Consider the following 19,553-nt stretch of genomic DNA (forward strand, 5'->3'; position numbering starts at 1 on the left):
GGGTTGTAACGTTCAACCCAAACGCTTGTTGGTAGAGCATTTTCCGGGGGGCAGCTGATGAAGTTGTCGAGTTCGCTAAAGACGAACTGACTGGGGACGGACTTGCAAAAGAATTTTCTGAGTGTTGTGGATCTTTTCGCCGGATGCGGTGGTTTCGGCTTGGGACTGGAGGAGGCCGGGTTCACGCCGATCTACGTCAACGAGCTAAACGATGATGCCCGTAGCACCTATCTGGTGAACAGGCGACAACGCTATGAACATTTTCGAGTGGATCTGGACGAGACCCGGTGGTTGAACCCATTCAGCTCGTCCGATGCCCGAAAGATGACGAGAAAGTCCTATCTGGATGACCTCGAAGCTCGCTTCAAGTCCACCTTCGATATTTCTCAGGGCGAGATTGACCTGATCGTGGGTGGACCCCCTTGCCAGGGATTCTCGGGGATTGGTCATCGGCGCTCATACGCTGTGGACAAATACGACGTACCATCGAACCACCTTTTCAAGGACATGGCTAGCATTGTTCGCCACCTGCAACCACGGGCATTTGTTTTCGAGAACGTGCGTGGGCTCCTTACAAGTCGATGGACACCAGACGGCGAAAGTGGCGAAATCTGGCGTGCCGTGAAGCGCGCATTTGCGAGGATTGGCAACTACCGGCTTGCGTCGCAACTTGTCCATGCGAAGGACTACGGGGTCGCCCAGAATCGCCCAAGGGTCATGCTAGTTGGTATCCGTGAAGACATCGGGGGATCCGCGACGCGCGCCAATGAGGTGGATTTCATCGATGACACGGCAGTTGGCCTCGGGTTTATCCCCCGGGCTTCCGGCGGTGCGCCTGACCTGATCGATCTTCTGGGTGACTTGGTCGATCCATCCCATTTCAATGGTGGACGAACAGATGTCTATCCGACGGCGGCGCTGACCGACGCTCAGATCGCATTGCGCACGAACCTCGAGGGCAAGGTGTCTAAGGCCGGTGACCCTGTGACTGACCATGAATACAGCAAGCACAGTGATCACGTTAGGGAAAAATTCCAGGCGATGATCAACCAGGAGCACTACGTCGGTACCAAAAAGTTCGCCCAGCGGCTCCTGCCAGCAACCTGGGGCCGCAATGGACCCGTGATCACCGCAACCTCCTTGCCCGACGATTACGTGCACTTTAAGCAGCCACGCACTTTGACTGTTCGGGAGTGGGCACGTTTGCAGGGCTTCCCGGATTGGTATGAGTTCCGTGGTAAGCGCACCACTGGGGGAATCCGAAGGGCAGGGAATCCGCTGGAAGGAATTCACTTCCGCGAGCTGCCTAAGTACACCCAGATCGGCAACGCAGTACCAGTGCCGCTTGCACGCGAAATTGGTAAAAACCTGGCCGGAATTCTACGCCGCGATCGTTAGGTTGCGATGATTCGTCGCTCTTCCATGGACTGAGGAACAGGGAATTATGGGAACTCTTAGTGTTGATGCCGAACGAGGCGTGGATGAAGAATCGGTTCGAGATGGGGTCAACCGACTACAACGGCGCGCATTCGGCGGAGAGGACGTAGCCGTCAGGCCTAGCGCCGAAGATCACACTTGGTGGCCCCGGGCTCCGCTAGTCCCGGGGGTCCAAGAGGCGATTGATAGATTTATCGCGAACAGCGCTGCGGATACTGCCCTTGAAGTGGTGTTCCTCGTCGGCGGCGCGGGCAATGGCAAGTCTTTTGCGGCGAGGTATCTGGGAGACCAGTTAGGCCTGAAGAGCCACCCGTCCGATTCCCTCGCACACCGGATCTACTCAGGCTCAATCAAGGGTGCTGAGTTCCATCTATTGAATGACGCTACGATAGCCCCCAGTAAGGACTACGAGAACCAAGATGCCGCGCTCGCGGAGGATTTGGCTAAGTGGTGGAGTTTCTCCAAAGACACCCCGGTACGCAGTTTCTGCTGCGTTAATCGAGGGATCATCTCTGACGAAATTCGTGCATTGCAGCAGATGGCCGGCAGTGCGCATTTGCTCTCCCTCTCAATCCTGCGTTGGCTCGCCAATCCTGAGGAGGGGCATTTTGAAGCGCTTGGGGCAGAGGATCTTTGCTCCCCGGGAGCCGACGGTAGCCACGCTGCCCACAATATCGAATTCAACTTGGACGGAAGGCAGATTCGCTTAATCGCCTTGGCAGTTGACTCACATTCGCTCTTCGCACCCGATGGATCCGAGACATCCCGCGCTCAGGCACTTTTCAGTGAGCTGATTAGTCGATTTGGTGCAGTTCGCGATCAGCGTCCAGAGCTCTGCCCGATCCGTGCAAACATTCAACAATGGCAGACAGGCGAGGGTACTCAAGCTTGGCAGGAGTTGCTGTCGTCCGCTGAGATCGCGTCTGGTCGACTGTATAGCTACCGGGACGTATGGGGGGCGGCGGCCCTTTCCGTGCTGGGCCCGCGCGTTGACTACGGATCAGTGCATGGAGAGTTGCTTGATCATGTAGACGAGTTGCTCGGGGTCGCGGCCGGAGAAGCGGAGCTGAGCACGCGTCTAGCAGCGCTCGTTCGACTCTCTCGGCTCAGGGCTCACAGCGCTCTGTTCCGAGCCCCATCGCCCATAGTCGGGGCGCTGCGGACAGAGTACCCGCCCGCGACTCCAATCCACGCCGGACTCGCTCTTGTAGATCCCGCCGTATGGAGATCTACAGACTCGCGCTCGGTTGAGGCTGCCATGCAGCGTGTCGCGATGGGCGATCTCCCTAGTGGGGATGCTCTCGCCCTTCTCTCCGGTTCGCTGGCATGGTCTCCGTTCGACGCCTACCTCGAGGAGACGCTCTTGGAGTTCTTGGAATCACCGAGCTGCGGAGATATCGAGCGCCGCAGGCTGGTCTCCTGGTACGGGGCTTACGTGGCCAGGTTAGTGGGCATCGGCACGAGTACCTACGGCAATGCGGAGATCATTAAGCAATGGCGTAGGTGCAAGCGTAGCTGTGCAAACAAGCCGGTTGCCCTGCCGAGCGACCTGGAACGATCGATACGCTCATTGATCTTCCCGCAGCACCCAGATGGACCAGCAAACAGCATGCTGATGCCAGCATTCTCTGTCCGTGCCGAGCCCATTTCATCCTTGAAGGATCAGGTTCACCCCCGGCTTGTTGAGGTGGTGCCAATCAGTGCTGTATCCCTCAGGGTTCGTACGATGGGTGGGCGCCTACTCATTGAGTGCTACACCTCGGAAAATTCGGGCGTAATTGGACAGCTCGCACTCGACTTCGCGCTTCTGCGCGAGGCGCAGTCGTTTAGCGAGGGTCGCTCTGGGCAAACGGAGTCTACGGCGTACATTGAGCCGCGAATTGAGCGCTGTAGGTCATCAAGCATCGCAGCAATTGACCATGCGCAGCAAACACTGGCAGTGGTCGCCAATGGAAGGCATGAGGAACTTGCGATATGAACAGCATCTACTTCCCTGAGCTAAAGCGGCCGCAATACCCTTCTAGTCCCGAGATCCTACTCTCCGCCTTGGCATGGTCGGTAGTTGAGCGACCCTCCAGCGCTCCGGACGCCGGCCTCATTTATGTTCGCAAGGAAAGCAAGGCGAAACGTGTACAGATCCGACAGACAAAGCCCAGAGATGGCGATGAGCTAGCGAGCTTTACCGCCGCGTTGCTGAAAGCGGGCGTACGAACCAAGGACGGCGAACTTCCTTCGCTCGTAGTCGATGCCATAGCGGACTCGCTGGTGGGGGTTAGGCCAGATAAAGGGGTCGGATACACTTCTTCAGCGATTGGCCTTTGCGGCGCGCTCCTTCAAGACCCGATTGGCGGCCTCGGTGCGGCAAATCCTCCGAACTTCGCTAGCCTACTCAATACGATGTATGCGCTGGGGGGAGGGCGTGGTTCAGCCGCTGAGCGCTGGTTCGACGTTGCGTCTCACTATGCCGGGGATCCTGTACTCAGCCGTATTGAGGAGGCTCTCGCGAGCACGTCTCTGTCGGAGTACCTTCCCCAGGTCTGGCCTCAGGCTAAGGCGGTCTTGGCTGAAGGGGCCAAATCAAGGACTTTGCCAGATTGGTGGACGGCTGACGTCTTGAACCAGCAGCTTGGCACTCCCTTCTCCTGGTTCCGCGATAGCTGGGACAGATTGTGTTCCGAGCAGTGGTACACCGCGCTGTCGCCACGGAAGTGGTCAGCCTGGGCGGTGTGTGTGCTGCGCAATGCGCTTGGCTTCGCCTTTCTCTGGGAGGCAAACTTCTTCGCGGAGCTTGCTCGTGGAGTGCGAGATGGCAGTCGCGACGCCGCTAATGTGGCGCGACTCTCCTTGCTGCCAAGCCGGCCTTTGATCCCGTACCAAAAGGGCAGCATTGCCCAGATGGACGTCATGCCAAGCATGAGGCAGAGCCTGATTTATGGTTCGACCTGTCGCAAGGCAATCGAGGCTGTGCTGAAAGACGAGAAGGCAGACTGCAAGCAGCTCGCTGACGTCATCACCCTGCTGCGAACCAAGCATTCGAAAGAACTGAAGGAGCGGCTGGAGGCAGGTGATGACTCGGGCACCACGAACCTTGTAGAGACAGTGAGGTACTCGCTGATTGCACGTACGGGATCTGACGTTCCCGACCACTATGCATTCCTCAGGCGAGTCAACCGGAACTTCACGCACGTATCGCCCGGACCCGAGTGGATCGTTGTCATGGCGGCAATGTCGTCGAGTTCACCAGGTAGTGAGCTTCGGTTGGGTGATGTGCAGCGGCAACTGGACGCGCTAGGCTTGAAGCCGCGAATCGATTTCCTGCTGTCAGAGCTCGAACGCGCGGGTCTCTGCGCGGGCGCCGCTGACGGGGACGAGGGGATCGAGATCAATCTTGGAATCGGGGGGAAGTAACATGCCATTGATCGGCAAGGCCATTGCGATTGTCGCTGCAAAAATGGGCGGACAACTCATGCTTGAGCTGCCCGATGATCTGCCGCCTGACTTCATCAAGGATGTTCTGCAGGGCGCGAATTCGACTTTCCATCAGGTGCCTAGTTTCGCGATGCTCGTGCACGAGAAGGTGGACGATCTCGTGGGAGTTGAGCCTCGAGTAGACTTCCGCGAGCTGGCGATGTATCGGCAAGGGCAGCATCTTGCGGTGACGTATGCCAGCAAGAATCGAGGTATGGCCACCTACAGTAGCGTCTATCCTCTTCTACTGAGTGCCGGATTCCCGTCTACTCAGTCCGGCGAGATGGGCGCAGGCGTCGCCACGCTTGTTGATCTGTCGGCCGCTATTGCCGCCGTGTTGCTAGAGCATTGTGCCGAACTGGAGATCGAGCTCGAGGAGCTAGATCCCGTAACGCAGGAGATCCTGAAGTTCTTGGCTGATGTCTACGAGATCACTAGCGGTGGTCAATCGAGCGTTGCTAAGGATTGGTGGATCCACGTCGAAAGCTGGGTGGATAATGTAATCGTCCATGCCCGTGATCGTGGGTCGGATACGGCCGCGTTCCTCTACGGCGCAGCCGGGCTGCCAAATCCAGGCCGCAAGAAGACGCTGGGCATCAAGCCAAAGAACTACGTCAAGATCTTGCAAGAGCGATGGGTGGATGCTGATGGCATCAGTGCAGAACTTGCACGGCTGCAAACCGGGCTTGGGGAAGACGAAGAGACGAGTCCGCTCGACCGGATTGATTGGGCAGCGACGGTTGAGCACGCCCAGTACGATAGTGATTCGGCAGTAGCTAGAGTCGCGCTAGCCTCGCGAGCCGACCAGAAGTTGAAGACAGAAGGATGGGCCGCACTCGACCAGACCGCGTTCAGTGCGCCCGTGGTCGACGATCGTGCTCAACTGATCATTCAACGAACTGGGGTTCCATTGCCGCGCCCGTTTCCGCAGTCGCCCCCGGTGCTGGTAGCGACGGCCACTGATTTCCACGATGAAGTCTCCCGCAAGTCCATCTATGTTGGGGTAGAACTCGTTGTTCCCTTGGAACAGGATAAAGAAATTCCTGATTCACTTAGGGACGGGAAGGGGGTTCCGCGAATTCAGGTGTCGGGCGTGGGTACTTGCCGAGCCTCATTTGAAGTCAAGAAGTATGAGGTCACTGCAGGAACCATTACTCTGGTTGGCGATCTAACGCTGACCCCTAGCAAGGCAAAGCCAAACAGCTTGGCGATCAAGGTGAAAGGTCCCGAGTACGTGCGGGCAGTAGAGCCGCTCATCTTGGTCCAGATACGCCCGGACGAATGTCTTTTTTGGGCTAGGGAAGAGTCGGCTGGCCGAGGCCGTGGCCGCGCGCTTGGACCTTGGGTTTGTAAGGCCCGGGCAAACGAGTCGACGGTTGCGTTGATTAATAAGCCGTCTCGGTACGAGATGTATGCCGCCTGGGGTAGCGATCTGGAGCTTAGTCAAACTGGCTGGTCGCTGGACGGCCAGCCGATGGAGTGTCTGGCGTGGGGGGGGACTAATGGCCAGTTCGCTAGTGCTATTGAGGACCTCACCTCCTCCGTGGACCTCAAGGCGAACTCCAACATCTCCTTCGCGCTAGACATTGCGTCCACCAGTAGTCGACCGATATCGCCCTTTACCGCAGCAGCAAGCGGTGCGCGACCCGCTACGGACAAGCTACTTGAACCCTCCGTTTTGGGCCAGCTCGAGCTGGAGATGCAGCATATCCTCGCGGAGCTTGGGCCTAGGCATGCACTGGGAGCCATCTCCGCGACCACCTCCAAGCAGGCGGAAGCTTATGGCGGTTCAATTCCAGGGTGTAAGTCTGCAATTAGCCTTCAGGACAGGCTGGATCTTTACCCAAGTGCCCCTAGTGGCGACCTCCTTAACCTGCCGGCGTACGCCTCTCTTAGGAGCGCATACCAAGATCTAGGCGTCCTCGAGCTAGTCACCACAATCGAGCAGCGAGAGCGATCTGGCGAGCTCACGGTCTCCCGGGTTCCGCTTGATGCACTCGACAAAAGGCGTGTGAACGCTGTTCTTGCCGCTTACTCTTTGCTTCTCCAATCCATCGCCAGACTTTCTGCATCAGATCAGTTCTGGGCGCGGAACCCATTCAGTGCCGTTGTGTTCTCCGAGAAGAGCGGCCTTCAGAGCGCAGCGGCGGTGCTACTCAGCCCACTCCATCCCATTAGGCTTGCATGGGCCTGGAAGGTTCAGGTGGGTCTGAGAGAGGCATATGCTGACGGCGCCTTGCCCGCGGCGACCCTGTCCCTACTCGACGGAACGAATTTTCCTGCATTCGTTGCGGCACTGAACGTTTTCGATCAAGAGATCCCGTTCTTGCCTGTGCCCGTGGACGCGCGACCAAGGGATTTATATATTGGTTGGCACGTAAGCGTTCCAATCCTCGACGGCTCTCCAGTGATTCCTGACTGGTTGCAGGGTGAGCGGTTCCCTGCCGAAGGCCTGTCGACGCTGACTCCTTCATCTATTTCGTCTGCGGTCGACGACTTTTTGCGTGTCTCTCCAGAAGTACAGACATTGCAGATTGCCCTAACAAGCGCGACACAAGCGCGTAGATCTGCTGCTATGGACGAAGGGCTCATTGTAAAGCTGAAGGAACTCGCCGCTTCGAGCTCAGAGCTTTCGGGAGTAGCGGGGGTCACGATCAGAGACTCGAAGCACCGACTGGGTGATATTCCGGCGCTCGGCAGGCTCGACGAGGGTCTCCTTTCGGCGAGGCCGGGCTTCAATCTCACGTGGCGCTCGGCCCCAGACGGCGACACCAGCGAAAGCCATATCACGTTTGTTGAAGGTGGAGCCGCAAAGGCGATAGTGGTAAGAGGAGGCCGCTCGCAGGGTTGGCTGCCGAGCCTTCCATTGCGACGTACCCCCATCAGAAAAAGCCCCGGTCGATTCACCACACTGGACTACAGCCTTGGGCACAGGGACGAAGCAGATTTTGAGCTCTCTTCGCTATTGAAACAGTACGAAGGAGCTATAGACGAGGCCTATATGGTAAACGTCATGGCGAATTTCGCAGTGGGTAAGGCAACTCCCAATTGGCTAGTCGCTGGAGACTTTGGAGTAGACCCCCAGGCACTCGCACTTGCTGCGTCCAGCCATGTCGGTGGTAACTATGTTCTATGGGACTGGAGGCCAGCAACTACGGTAGGTGCATTCCGCGGCGAAGAGGCGCGGGTCCAGCCCTATTTCGTTCTCGCAAACGTCCCTGCGGCACTAAGTGGGGCTATACGAGAGCGGCTCAAGCGTCTCAACCCTGCGGCGACGAACGTGGAGATCGATTCAAGGGCTCGGCTTCTAGTATCAACCCTTGCGAGACGAGCAATCGGTCTCAACACTCTGCTGTCAATCGGTCATCATCAGGCGACCGGGGCCATAGGGTTCTTCTTTGCCCTCAGATCGCTGCAGCGATGGGTAGATGAAGCGCCCCCAGGCGAGTTGCGGCTGATCGTGCCTGTAGACGCCGTGGATCCGTTCTTGCGGGATACCGTTGGCTACGCGCGAGGTGACAGTAGGCGACGCGCTGATCTGCTGGGAATAAGCGCGGCTAGTAGCGGCGCTGACTTCTCATGCGTCAACCTTATCCCAATTGAGATCAAGCACTACGGCCTAGTGAAATCCGAGGTCGAGACGGTTTTTCCAAAAGCAGGCGAGGAGCGCCTCAGGGAGCATGCCGAACAGCTGAGGGACTACAGCAAGCAACTCTCAGAGTTGTGCTCAAACATCAGTTCGGCGGCAGGAAGCAAAGCATCAATTCTTGGTCAACGTCTTCTGGCCGTACTTGACGCCGGCCTTCAGCTGAATAGTAAGAGTAGCGAGCACGCAGTTGGCATCTTGCGTTCTGTAGCCGAAGGAAAAGCAAAATTCGCCACTGGGATGGGGATTCTGATTTGGTATCAGGCTTGGGCGAGGACCGAACAAGGCGAAAGCGCATCTTGGGATGAGTTTGGCGGAGAGTACGATGACGAAGGCGATCGGCGGATTGAAATTCGTATTGATCCTGTCGCGTACGATGCGGTGCTCTGGGGGGAGGAAGGCGGGGACGCTGAGTGCCATGAAGTGGTGGTGGCTGCTCTGGCACATTCAGTTGAAGACTTGTGCTGCCAGGGAACGAGTACAAGCGAGCTTCAGACTGAGGTGGAAGAGATTTCAGAGGACAAAGCCGCGCGCCTCGGTCAATCTAAGATTAATGAGGACATTGACTCTGAAGCAAATCCGCTTCTGAGCTCGGACCCCGTTTACGTGGCAGAAGAGCTTGGTCCCAAGGTAGAGGCTGCAACCCCGCGATCATCTCTGCCCAGCAAGATAGATCAGAAGACCCTCGAGCAGCGATATGACAAGCTGATTTCCTACTTGTCCGAGTTTCACGTAAAAGTTAACCGGCCAAAAGCCGAGTCGCCCTATAAGGAGGGCCCTGCTTTCGTTGAATATGCGGTAGTTCCGGCGTACGGAGTCTCAGTGAGCAAGATTGAGGCGCAGGTTCAGAATCTGAAGTTGAGGATGCGCCTTGCTGCGGACATGCAGCTTGGTTGCTCCACTCACAATGGCAATGTCGTCATCACAGTGCCAAAGGCTGACTCTGAACGTTACTTCGTGGACGCTGAGGAAATGTGGAATAGGTGGCAGCGACCATCTAAGGGATTCGCCGTTCCGGTGGGCGAGGACTCTTCGGGGGAGATCGTTGAAATTGACTTTTCCAGCTCAAACTCCCCCCATCTGCTAATGGCTGGTGTAACAGGGAGTGGTAAATCCGAGGCTCTCCTGACCATCCTTCATGGTGCTGCACACTTCTATTCGTCAGAGGAGTTGAGGCTGAAATTGATCGATCCGAAGGGTACGGAGCTCAATTCATTGGAGGACCTTCCGCATATGGATGGCCCCATCGGCACTATGCCCGAGGATGCAATTGTAATGCTGGAGGAGGCCGTTCATGAGATGGAGCGCCGCTATGCCTTGTTCAAGTCGGCGCCTGGAAACGTGCGTAGCATTGCGGAGTACACTGCGTCAGGGAAGATGCTGCCGCGGTGGATCATAGTCTTGGACGAGTACGCGGATTTGACGAATGACGACGATGAGCGGAAGAAGGTCGAGTCGAACTTGAAGAGGATCTCCCAGAAGGCCAGAGCTGCGGGAATACACTTGATCGTCTCGACCCAGAAGCCAGTTGTGACCGTTGTAAATACCGTGGTTAAGGGCAACCTCCCAGGTAAGATCGCCCTAAGGGTGAATACGCTAGTCGAGAGTCGGGTTGTCTTGGACGAAGGCGGAGCGGAACAGCTCGTCGGCAAAGGCGACGCGCTCATTAAGACGGGAAGTGGAAAGCTCCGTGTCCAATTCGCAAGGTACAGCCTCGATGACTAGGTAAATAATGGGTCATCGCGGAGTGGCGCGCAGTAGGCGCGCCACCTTGGCGATGGACTTCTCCCGAAGCGCGGGAGTTCTCAGTTGACACTCCCAGATCTTGAAAACCCTCCAGCCATCTTTCCGGAGCGCTCGGGCTACACGCACGTCCCGCCTTCTGTTGCTCAGGAACTTCTCTTTCCAAAACGCAGCATTCGTTCCAGGGATGCGCCCTTGCTGACAGCGATGTGCGTGCCAAAAGCACCCATGGACGAAAATGACTGCCCGGTATTTTGGAAGCACAATGTCAGGTCTTCCTGACAAGTTTCGCGCGTGAAGTCGGAATCTGAATCCCAACTTGTGAAGGCCGCGCCTCACAGCCATTTCTGGCTTGGTGTTGCTCCCCTTGATTAGAGACATGCGCTCGCTACGCATTGTTTTCGTCAATGTATCGGCCACCAGTCGCCTCCTAGCCTCCTATATTGCGATGATTGAAGTATCCAACTGAGGGCGTGAAGGGAGGCGCATAATCGCTAACAGCATGCCCTGGCCGTTGCGTCGATCCATGCGACGTTCCCCCGCGCCGAGATTGAGAGGCAAGCCGGTTTGGAGTTCAATCCTCAATGACGGGGAGATTGGGTGTGAAGAAACGCTTATCCGAAGAGCAGATCATCAGCTTCCTGCGCTTCCTGCTGAGAACGGATGATTTTCGCGGCGAAACTAGGACTTACAAAAAAGATAGACGATACAAATGCTTGCTAGCTAGTCTTCCGTAGCCCCGGCTGTGGCCAAAACGTATCCACCCTAGACAAATCAAAGTCCTCCCCTTAAGCCGGCGCAGCCTCCGTAGCCGGGGAGAGCGCAGTACCACCCAAGCTCCTTCACATCTATCCCAGCGTCCGCCTGGTCGATGGCATAGAGCCGTAGCATTGCTTCGTTAAAGTCCTGCAACCAATCGCGATCAATCAGTACCATCAGTGGTTCTCCCAAAGGTCCGCTTAGAATGGATGCTCGCCGTCCCAGATCCTGAGACTTGGCTAGGGCGCGGTGTGCCCACTAAGTGAGCTCTGCCCTGAATTGAATAGTGAGGCAAGCGACATTGACAGAACCGGATCGATCGAGGCGCCAATCGATTGGCTCGCCACCGGTGCACGGGTTAACCTGTCAACCACGTAGAGCCCGCCCTCCATCTGGACAGGACGCATTGCATGGAAAACATCAATCAACCAAGGAAAGGCGAGTTCTTCCAGCTGCGGCCTGATGACGGTCGAGGCGGCAAAGGCCATGGCGTCGTTTTTACGAATGAACAGGCGCTGCTAACACCACCAAGGATCGTCCTGCGTCCTAAGGCAGGAGGCTTCCCTCCGCTCCGCGAGAAGCCGCGGCTGGTATACAACCCCCGCGAGGGCGTGTTGCCTGAGGATCTTGAGGGTGGAGTGAGTGGCTACTGGTTGGTGTCCGAGCGACTTCGCCACGTAATGGAAACCGTAGATGCAGGTGCTTTTGCCTTCGTAGAGACCGACTATCGTCTTGCGGACGGTTCGAAGGGACCTCCATTTTTTCTCTGTGATGTGATCCGCACGCTGGATGCCCTGGACGAAGAGGCGTCGCAGCTCAATGTAGAGGTCAGCGACGAGTTCGAAGATGGCAAGTTTTACGGGCTTACGGGCGACGTACGGTTGGCGTTCAAGCCCGAGGTGTTGGGCTCTTCCCACGTGTTTAGGCTCAAGTTCCACGGTGGAGTCTTCTGCGATCGGCTCTTCAAGAATGCTGTTGAGCAGGCCGGGATTGTTACATCGAGAAACTCGAATGGGCTGTGGTTCTACGACGCCGTGAATTGCTAGTTCACGCTGGCGAATGAGAGGAAGGAGCCTGACTCGTGCAGAACTATCGAACGCATTTCCAGGATCATCACACCATCGAGCAGCAGACGCTGAAAAGCAGCGTGTTGCTTTCCAAGCTCCAGCAGTCTGGGAAGTTCGACATCCACGCTGCCGAGAGCAAGCTGTTCTTACCCGCTAGCCCCGAGTTCGCGCAGGCATTAGGCGTCACGCCGCACAGTGGTGGCCCTCTTCGTGCGTATCAAGATGGGATCCTGCAGCGTTTGACCCGTATCGAGGCTTCTCGTGACGGGCAGGCTATGCTGGAAGGTGATTCAGCCGCGATGGATCGCGTAGCCAAACGTGTGGAGCAATTGCGCGACACGATCAAAGTTGGCCTGATCAACGGCGATCTCAACACGAACACGCCGGTCGGCGAGACTGCTGCAGTAACGAGCCAGAGGGTCCGGCGCTTCTTTGACGATATCCCGGCGTACCACCAGGCGCACGCCCAACAAATAGAAGCCCTGAAAGGCTTTACCGGCGTAGACCATGGCTGGGGCGCAGTTGCCAACTCAGAGTCGCGCATCGTCACCACGCTCAACCAGATCCACGTGGACAGCCGCCCACCTACGCGCGGCGGCAACATTGAGCTCCAGCGCAGCGGCCTATCCCTCGCCATCGCCAACGCACACCACGACGGCCGCGTCGTCCTTTCCACGCAGAGCATCCACACTGTTGAAAAGGTACTGGGTGAGGAGGCTGCTTACCGCATCCGCGTCCCCCGCGGCCAGCAAGGCGCCGCCTCCCTCGATCTCCTGATGGGCGAGGCCTCGGCCCGCACGCTCGTCCGCTCCGGCGGACTGCTCGCAACAGGCGCCGATGCCGTGTTCACTGCACGTCGATCCGCCGAGCTGCTTGAACAGGGCAACGCCACCGCAGCTCAATCCGAACTCAATCATGCCATCGCCCGCAATGTAGGCGGCTGGGCCGGTGGTGCCTCCACGGCCATGGCCCTTGGCGGCAGCGGCTTCGTGCCGGCTGCCGTGGTTGCTGCGGATGCCTTGCTGCTGAGCAAGGCCTTCGATAAAGGCGCGGATCTACTAGACAACCGCGCCATCTACCACCAGACCGACAAGGCTGGTGTGGACTGGCAGTTCAACGGCCGAAACTGGGAACGGCAGGCGGCGATCGATCGCACACCGGATGGCCGGAGTAACCCGGTTGAGCAGGGCATAGCGGCCAGCTACGAGAAGTCCCAGGAGCTGGGCGCCATGGCCAGTGCCAAGGCGGTGGAGCTGGCGCTGGCCAAGACCCCAACGCCCCAGGATCCTTTCCGCATTCCCGCCCAGCCCAGCGACCAGCGCGGGTTGGACAATGCAGACTGGCACCGCAATCCAGATAACCAAGCGTGGGAACGCCAGGTCAAGACGGGGCTGTCCGGCGCCAATGACCGTGGTATCTACGAAACCCAGGTCGCGACGCCAGAGCGTGCCCAGCAGCTCAACCAGCAGTCGCTGGCGCGCATCGAATCCAACATCGCGACAGGTCAGGAGGCAGTCGCGGCGACCTACCTGGCAAGTCATGCAGCCCAACGCGCACAGCACTACGGCGTCGCCATTCCTGCGGCTGTCCAGTCGGTGAGGGCCACCCCCGATGCAGTCCTTGGATCGGATGGGCACCGCTATCAGCGTAGCGACGCTGGGCAGTGGCAGGGTGCGGGAGGGCCGGCCAGCGGCAATCTCGCCGCCGAACTTGAACTCACCAACCAGATGCGCCAGCCGTCGCTGGAGCAGTGGCAGGATGAGCTGGCGGCCATCCAGTCCCGGCCTGCGCCGTCACCCGCGCAGATTGAACAGAATGAGCTGGTGCACCGTTACCGCAGTGCCGGTGTAGATCTTTACGTAAACCCCGAAACCCAGCAGGCGATCGAGCTGGCTGTGCAGCGTACCCGTGAGGCAAGCGGCATCAGCGGTCCGTCGCTCCAGCAGTTGCAGCGCAACGAGGGCGGCCAGTTCGGGTATGACAGCCCTATCGCGCACTATCAGACCGGGCAGGACGGCGTAGCCCGCCAAGTGGCCACTACCGGGAGCGACGAGCTGCGCCAGGCGCTCGGCGAGGTCCGTGCACAGCAGGCAGTGCAGGCACCCATTCCGGATTCACCCGAACTACGCATCGCCGCGTTGTCGCCTGACGAGCGCGAGGCCTACCAACAAGCGCTGCGTGAGGCCAACCGCCAAGGCGTCTCTACGCAGGAGGCGCAGCAGGTCGCCAGCTTCGCCGCAGTCAGCGTGCACGCACCGCTGCAGGACGAAGCCCAAGCGCCGCAGGCCGCCCTTGATGTGGCGCGGCAGCGGGATGCGGTGCCGGCACCTTCCATACAACCGCAGACGATTCAGCCTGTCGCCGCGGTGGCCATGGCTGCAGCGCCCGTTACCGTTCCGCCCGCAGAACCAGAGCGCCTTCAGCAGACTTCGCCACGCGTGCAGCGCGAGGAGTCGCGCACGGGATCCGATCCCCGTGAGAGCGCCAAGGCGACGGACGAGGCGAACCAACGCGAATCGCATAGGTCGCAGCAGGCAGAGGCGTCGCCTGCATCCACCGTTACAGCGTACCAAGCCGCTGAGGTCCAACCCACTGCCGCGCATCCGCAGCAGGCTCCGCAGGAACGGAAGGACAGCGTGCAGCAGCGGCCACCGCTTGCCCCTGAGCCCAGCCCCGATGCGTCGATCATCGCGGCCTCCGCGCAGCACGCGCCGCCGTTGCACCAGCTCCCCGCTGAGGCTTCAGTAACTGAGCCCGCTTCGCATCCACTGCCTGCCGCGAGTGCCCAGCAAGTGCCTCGGGTGCCGACGCAGCATGAGAGTGAGACCGAACAGCAGCCGGTGCATTCCGCGGCGACGTCGACGACAGCCACTCCCATTGCCGATGAGGCGCAGACGCCACCTCGCCACTCAGGACCGCTGCAGCCTGATCATCCAGACCACGCGCTCTACCAGCAGGTGCGCGACGGCGTGGCTGCCTTGGATGCCAAGCACGGGCGCGAGTTCGACGAAACGAGCGAGCGGATGAGTGCCAGCCTGCTTGTTCTGGCAAAGGACAGCGGGCTTGATCGGGTGGACCACGTACTGCTGAGCCAGGCGACGCCTGAATCACGCGCGGGGAAGAACCTCTTTGTTGTGCAAGGTGAGCCGGACAACCCGGCGCATCTGCGTGCCTCGATCCCGACCGAACAGGCGGCGCAGACGCCGGTTGGGCAGTCTCTGGAGCAGTTCGAAGTAGTAAGCCATAAGCATGCGCAGGCTACTTTGGAGCGGCAGCAGGAGCAGGTGCAGCTCGACCAAGTTCAGCAACAAGACGCACAGGCGCGTTCAATGGGAATGCGCTGAATCAGCAGAGGCTTACGTCGCACGGGGAAGCGGAGCGACTGGTTGTCGTAGCACCCGACGCCTGTCGGCACCACCACATGGCCGTCTCTGCTGTCTTGCTGAGTCAGATAGTGCCACTAGAGTTCACGGTGGCCACGGTCCGAATTCTGTAGCGAGCCATCGTCGCTCGCACCGCATCCTCGATAGCCCTCCAGTCCTTGAGCAGCACACGCGGGTAGCGGATCGTCATGGAAAGACTGTCAGGAATATCGACCACGTCGTGCGTACAGCTGGCGACCTCCGGTGCATCGTCGGGAACCAGCCGTTCCCCCTCAATGACCAGCCCGTTCAGACCGTTCAGCGGTTGGTCGCACCGAATGAACGTGGTCAGCTCATCATCTCCGGAGCGGGCGACATACCACTCCTTCTCCGTCCGCGGATTCCGCGCTAGCGCTTCGCCACGTTGTTTCGAGTACGCCTGGGCGTAGGCTTCCATTCTCGTTTCATCAATGGCATACGGGATGAGGCCGAACTGCGGAGTGCCGGGAGTCCGTAGATCCAGCCGCCGGCGGGGGTTTGTACGTTCGATCGCGCCGTCTTCGGTAGTCGCCTCGGTACTGGCCATGCGCTGCAGCAGCTCAGATATCGGAACCTTGTCCACGTAGTCGATCGAGACGCTGATCGCGCGGTAGTGATCAGCCATGGAGCGGGTAGGGCGCGTGCCCGGTGGGGCCGCCTGCAGGCCTGGCCACATGAGGGTTAGTCCAACGCCGCCGCCGATGGCAGGGCCGATCTGGTCATCGTAGTAGTTCGCAGGAAAAGCGAACCGGTGTGGGCCGATGCGTGCCTCCACGGGCTCGGTCGTATACGTATAACCATTCAAGGCGCGGCTTTCGGCAGTGCTCTCTGACATGGCAGCTTCCCTTTCACCCCTCTCAGTGGTGGGGGCCTTGGCGCAGGCCGTAGTGCTGAGGGCTGCGGCCATTGTTAGGGCGAGGCATCGGCTTGGTGCCTTGACACTCATGAAGCCATTCCCATGCTCTTTATCGCTCGAACTATAAAAGCAGCTCCGTCAACATTCCGGTAAGCGGTCACGCTTCTATGCCAAGCGAGCGACCACTGAGCTCCTGCAAGCCTCGACATGCGAATCTGCCATCGCCCGATGCTTGCCCACGTGGTATCCACCCCACGCGGCTGCCATGCCAAGGGACGCGAGGATGATTCCCACTTGCCAGCGCGTATCACGCAGGCCGGATGCGCCCAAAAGAATCAGTGCGAAGCCAATGAAACTCACGTGGTAGGCGATGGCCAGCACCAGGAAAAGCAGGCCGAGAAGTAGCAGGGCAAGGCTTAGTTTGCTACGACGGTCTGACGTATCCAGCATGATGTTCCTCCTTGAAATCACTGACGCTGTAGAACCGGTGCGATCGGTTGGCAGCAGACGCAGCGGCAACGATGCGACATTGCGTTGGCCTGCCTCTGCCTCTGCCTCTGTCTCTTATCCGACATTACCGCGTGCCGGCCCGGTGTGCACCCTTCTGCCAGCTCCGCCCCCTGACCCTTCGGTGTCACGCGCGCCCCACGGCAATTGATTATAGTCACCCACAATCCCGCAATGGATCGGCCCAAGAATGCACCTGATGTCTTCCTGCCGCCTGCTGGCATGTTCTCTCGCCATCGCATTGAGCGCGGGTGCCTGTGCCAAGTCGCCGTCCACCGAAAACAGTAGGAATCCCGCCATGTCGGACGCTCCGCAGATCGGTCGCACCATCAACGGCCACACCTACACTGATGCTCCCGTGGACGTGAAGCTGGGCCCGAATACCTTCCGTATTCCGGCCAACTACCTCGACAGCCAGATCGCCCCTTGGCCGGGCGAAGGCGTGTCGCTGGTGATCGAGTGGCCGGACATGAAGCCGACGGCTCCAGGTGCGCGGGCGAATCCGCGGGCCAATGATTTCCGGAAGGAGATTTCGGTGCTCATCAACTACGTTGATCGGGCGCCCATTGAGCGCATGCTGGAGCGATATTCCTCCAACGATTCCATCACCGAAGACGGCTCCGTAGAAGAAGGAGACCCCCGGGATCGCCTCGATCTGCGCAGGGCGGAACCTGAGGTGATGGGACTCATCCCCTACGCCATCGACGAATCAAAGATGGCCGCCTATGCCAAGACGTACGAGACCGCCTACGGTAAGGCGCCGGTTCGCAACCCGGCCTTTGAGGGCGACTGGTACGTGTCGCGCGGCACTGATGGCGAACTGACCAGTTTCATCAAATGCGACAGCAAGGCGTTCCGTGAGGATGGCGTTCGCGTGGTTGGCAACGAGTTGGTCAACGAGCCCGGCGATACCGCCGCAAGCTGCATCCACTACTTCGTCGATGTGGAAAGCAAGCTCTCGATCAGCATGGATTACAAACGCGCCTTTCTTAAGGATTGGAAACGCATCGAGGACGCTGTCCGTGAGCTGCTCAAGCGCAGCCGGTCAGTTTGATCGAAGCAACCAGAGGGGCAGGACATGGGTGGCTTGACTGATCGTGATCTCAGGATTCTTGGCAGCTATGCACGCGAGGGTAATCGCGAGCTGTACTGGAACTATATTTCCCAGCTCCCTGGCGCGGACGGGTACGGGACACTTGCACTCGGCGTCGTCCGCAACGACAGCCTGCCGGGGCGAGTTGCAAACAGCTACGCCCAGGACTACGCCCGCACCCAGAATGACGATGGGACTCCATTCCCCAATGCGCGACTCAGCGAACGGCAATGGGAGGCGTTTGGCCAGACACTGCTCATGAAGGATCTTGAGCTGCGACGCACCCATGTTGACGAAGGTCGTCCCGACCTGGCGCTCAACCTGCCGGGCGTTGATGTCATGCGGGCGCATGACCGCGCCTTCGTCGATCATCGGCTTGATCCCAACTGCTGGACGCCGCGCGTCCTGCTTCAGGCGGCGCTTGAGAAAAGTGGCCCCCAGCAGCTTGAGCAGACTTGGACCAGCATGCTCAACAACGATCACCTGGGCGGACAGCGCATCAAAGACACCAGCCGGGATGCAATCAGCCAGATGGGCTTGGTCCAGGGCGGGCAGTACCTCGCGACGCTCACCGGGCACGAGATCGGGCAAGCGCTGGAAGGACGCGCTTCGGTGGACCCGAATGTGATCGGCGGCTTGAGCTCCTATGCTTTGTACTTTCCCGGTGAGGGGAAGTGGGCCAGTGTCACCTCTGGTGGTGGCCACAGCTCCCTGCGCGAGATCAACGATCCCGCCCGCATCGCCGAGCTCAATGACGCCCGCGAGGTGCGCCTGGAGCGTCAGCAGAAGGCAACCCAGTTCCATCCAGAGGATCCGTACCGCACCATCACTCGCAGCCCGGTTACTGCAGCGGTGGACGGCCTGCCAGACCCTCAGCGCGGCGCCACGCGGCTTGCCGACATCGGCCCCGGACATGCCGACTACGGATTGCTGCAGCAGGTCAGCGGCCATGTCGCCGCGATCGACGCGCGGGCGGGGCGCAGTACGGATGAGGACAGCCATCGTCTGACCGCCAGCGCGATGGTGCTGGCACGGCAGAACAACCTGGAACGTGTCGACCATATGGTGTTGAGTGCGCAGACCGCCGACAGTGGCGCCGGTCGCACTGTATTCGTCGTGCAGGGCAGCCTGAACGACCCGGCCCACCTGCGGGCGTCGATGCCCACCGATGTCGCCGTGCAGACCCCGGTGGAGCAGTCACTGCAACAGCTGGCGCTCTCCAGCACCGAGCGTTCGCAGAGCCAGGCGCAGGTACAGAGCCAGCAACAGGACGCCGACGCCCAGATGCGTGAAAGTCCAGCAATGCGGATGGCGTGACAGATCAGTATGTACGGTATGGCTGGGCCGCGCTCAGCGTAGAGCGTCAGCGCTCACCAGCGAATCCAGCATGGCGCTCTTTCTTGAGCCCCTGCCCTTCAGACCCATCCCCACGACTACCAGTCCAGCCGCTCCAGATCGTAGTCGTGCGCAAACGCTATCGCCGCTTGGTCTCCCGGCAGATCCGCATACTGCCGAGCTCCCGCGTCCGCTCCTGCTGCCACGTGATCAATGGCGAAGTAGCGCAGGGGCCACGACA

The 19,553-nt window shown here is 59.3% G+C and carries 11 protein-coding genes; 8 read left to right on the plus strand and 3 right to left on the minus strand.

Annotation, left to right across the window (positions count from 1 at the left end):
- Positions 1-102 precede the first annotated feature (102 nt).
- From ABRP17_RS10355 to ABRP17_RS10370, 4 genes are all read left to right on the plus strand, one after another.
- Positions 103-1,398 (plus strand): DNA cytosine methyltransferase, encoded by a 1,296-nt coding sequence (locus ABRP17_RS10355; RefSeq protein WP_349984726.1) that lies wholly within the window; start codon positions 103-105, stop codon positions 1,396-1,398.
- Between the two features lie 265 nt (positions 1,399-1,663).
- Positions 1,664-3,415 (plus strand): hypothetical protein, encoded by a 1,752-nt coding sequence (locus ABRP17_RS10360; RefSeq protein ID WP_349984725.1) that lies wholly within the window; start codon positions 1,664-1,666, stop codon positions 3,413-3,415.
- Entirely contained in the window at positions 3,412-4,845 is a 1,434-nt protein-coding gene (locus ABRP17_RS10365; RefSeq protein ID WP_349984724.1) for a hypothetical protein, read from the plus strand. The genes ABRP17_RS10360 and ABRP17_RS10365 overlap by 4 nt, the downstream gene beginning before the upstream one ends.
- A 58-nt stretch (positions 4,846-4,903) precedes the next feature.
- A complete protein-coding gene (locus ABRP17_RS10370; RefSeq protein WP_372486750.1) occupies positions 4,904-10,276 on the plus strand; it encodes a DNA translocase FtsK in 5,373 nt (1,790 codons plus the stop codon).
- Positions 10,277-10,288: 12 nt separating this feature from the next.
- Here ABRP17_RS10370 and ABRP17_RS10375 read toward each other — a convergent pair whose 3' ends face one another.
- Entirely contained in the window at positions 10,289-10,690 is a 402-nt protein-coding gene (locus ABRP17_RS10375) for a very short patch repair endonuclease (RefSeq protein ID WP_372487005.1), read from the minus strand.
- 773 nt (positions 10,691-11,463) lie between these two features.
- Here ABRP17_RS10375 and ABRP17_RS10380 point away from each other — a divergent pair.
- Positions 11,464-12,099 (plus strand): DUF1629 domain-containing protein, encoded by a 636-nt coding sequence (locus tag ABRP17_RS10380; RefSeq protein ID WP_349984719.1) that lies wholly within the window; start codon positions 11,464-11,466, stop codon positions 12,097-12,099.
- Between the two features lie 35 nt (positions 12,100-12,134).
- Positions 12,135-15,464: an XVIPCD domain-containing protein gene (locus ABRP17_RS10385; RefSeq protein WP_349984718.1), complete on the plus strand. Its 3,330-nt coding sequence runs from the start codon at positions 12,135-12,137 to the stop codon at positions 15,462-15,464.
- A 103-nt stretch (positions 15,465-15,567) separates the two neighbouring features.
- Here the strand turns inward: ABRP17_RS10385 and ABRP17_RS10390 are convergent, their stop codons facing one another.
- The gene (locus tag ABRP17_RS10390) at positions 15,568-16,356 is read right to left on the minus strand and encodes a hypothetical protein (RefSeq protein ID WP_349984717.1); all 789 of its coding nucleotides are present in this window, start codon (positions 16,354-16,356) and stop codon (positions 15,568-15,570) included.
- A 186-nt stretch (positions 16,357-16,542) separates the two neighbouring features.
- Positions 16,543-16,827, minus strand: a complete 285-nt coding sequence (locus tag ABRP17_RS10395) for a hypothetical protein (RefSeq protein WP_188325898.1) — start codon at positions 16,825-16,827, stop codon at positions 16,543-16,545.
- A 247-nt stretch (positions 16,828-17,074) separates the two neighbouring features.
- Here ABRP17_RS10395 and ABRP17_RS10400 point away from each other — a divergent pair, with 247 nt between their 5' ends.
- The gene (locus ABRP17_RS10400; RefSeq protein WP_349984716.1) at positions 17,075-17,938 is read left to right on the plus strand and encodes a hypothetical protein; all 864 of its coding nucleotides are present in this window, start codon (positions 17,075-17,077) and stop codon (positions 17,936-17,938) included.
- Between the two features lie 24 nt (positions 17,939-17,962).
- Positions 17,963-19,294: an XVIPCD domain-containing protein gene (locus ABRP17_RS10405; protein ID WP_349984715.1), complete on the plus strand. Its 1,332-nt coding sequence runs from the start codon at positions 17,963-17,965 to the stop codon at positions 19,292-19,294.
- Positions 19,295-19,553 lie beyond the last annotated feature (259 nt).

It is taken from the genome of Stenotrophomonas sp. WHRI 8082, assembly GCF_040223995.2.
GTDB lineage: Bacteria > Pseudomonadota > Gammaproteobacteria > Xanthomonadales > Xanthomonadaceae > Stenotrophomonas.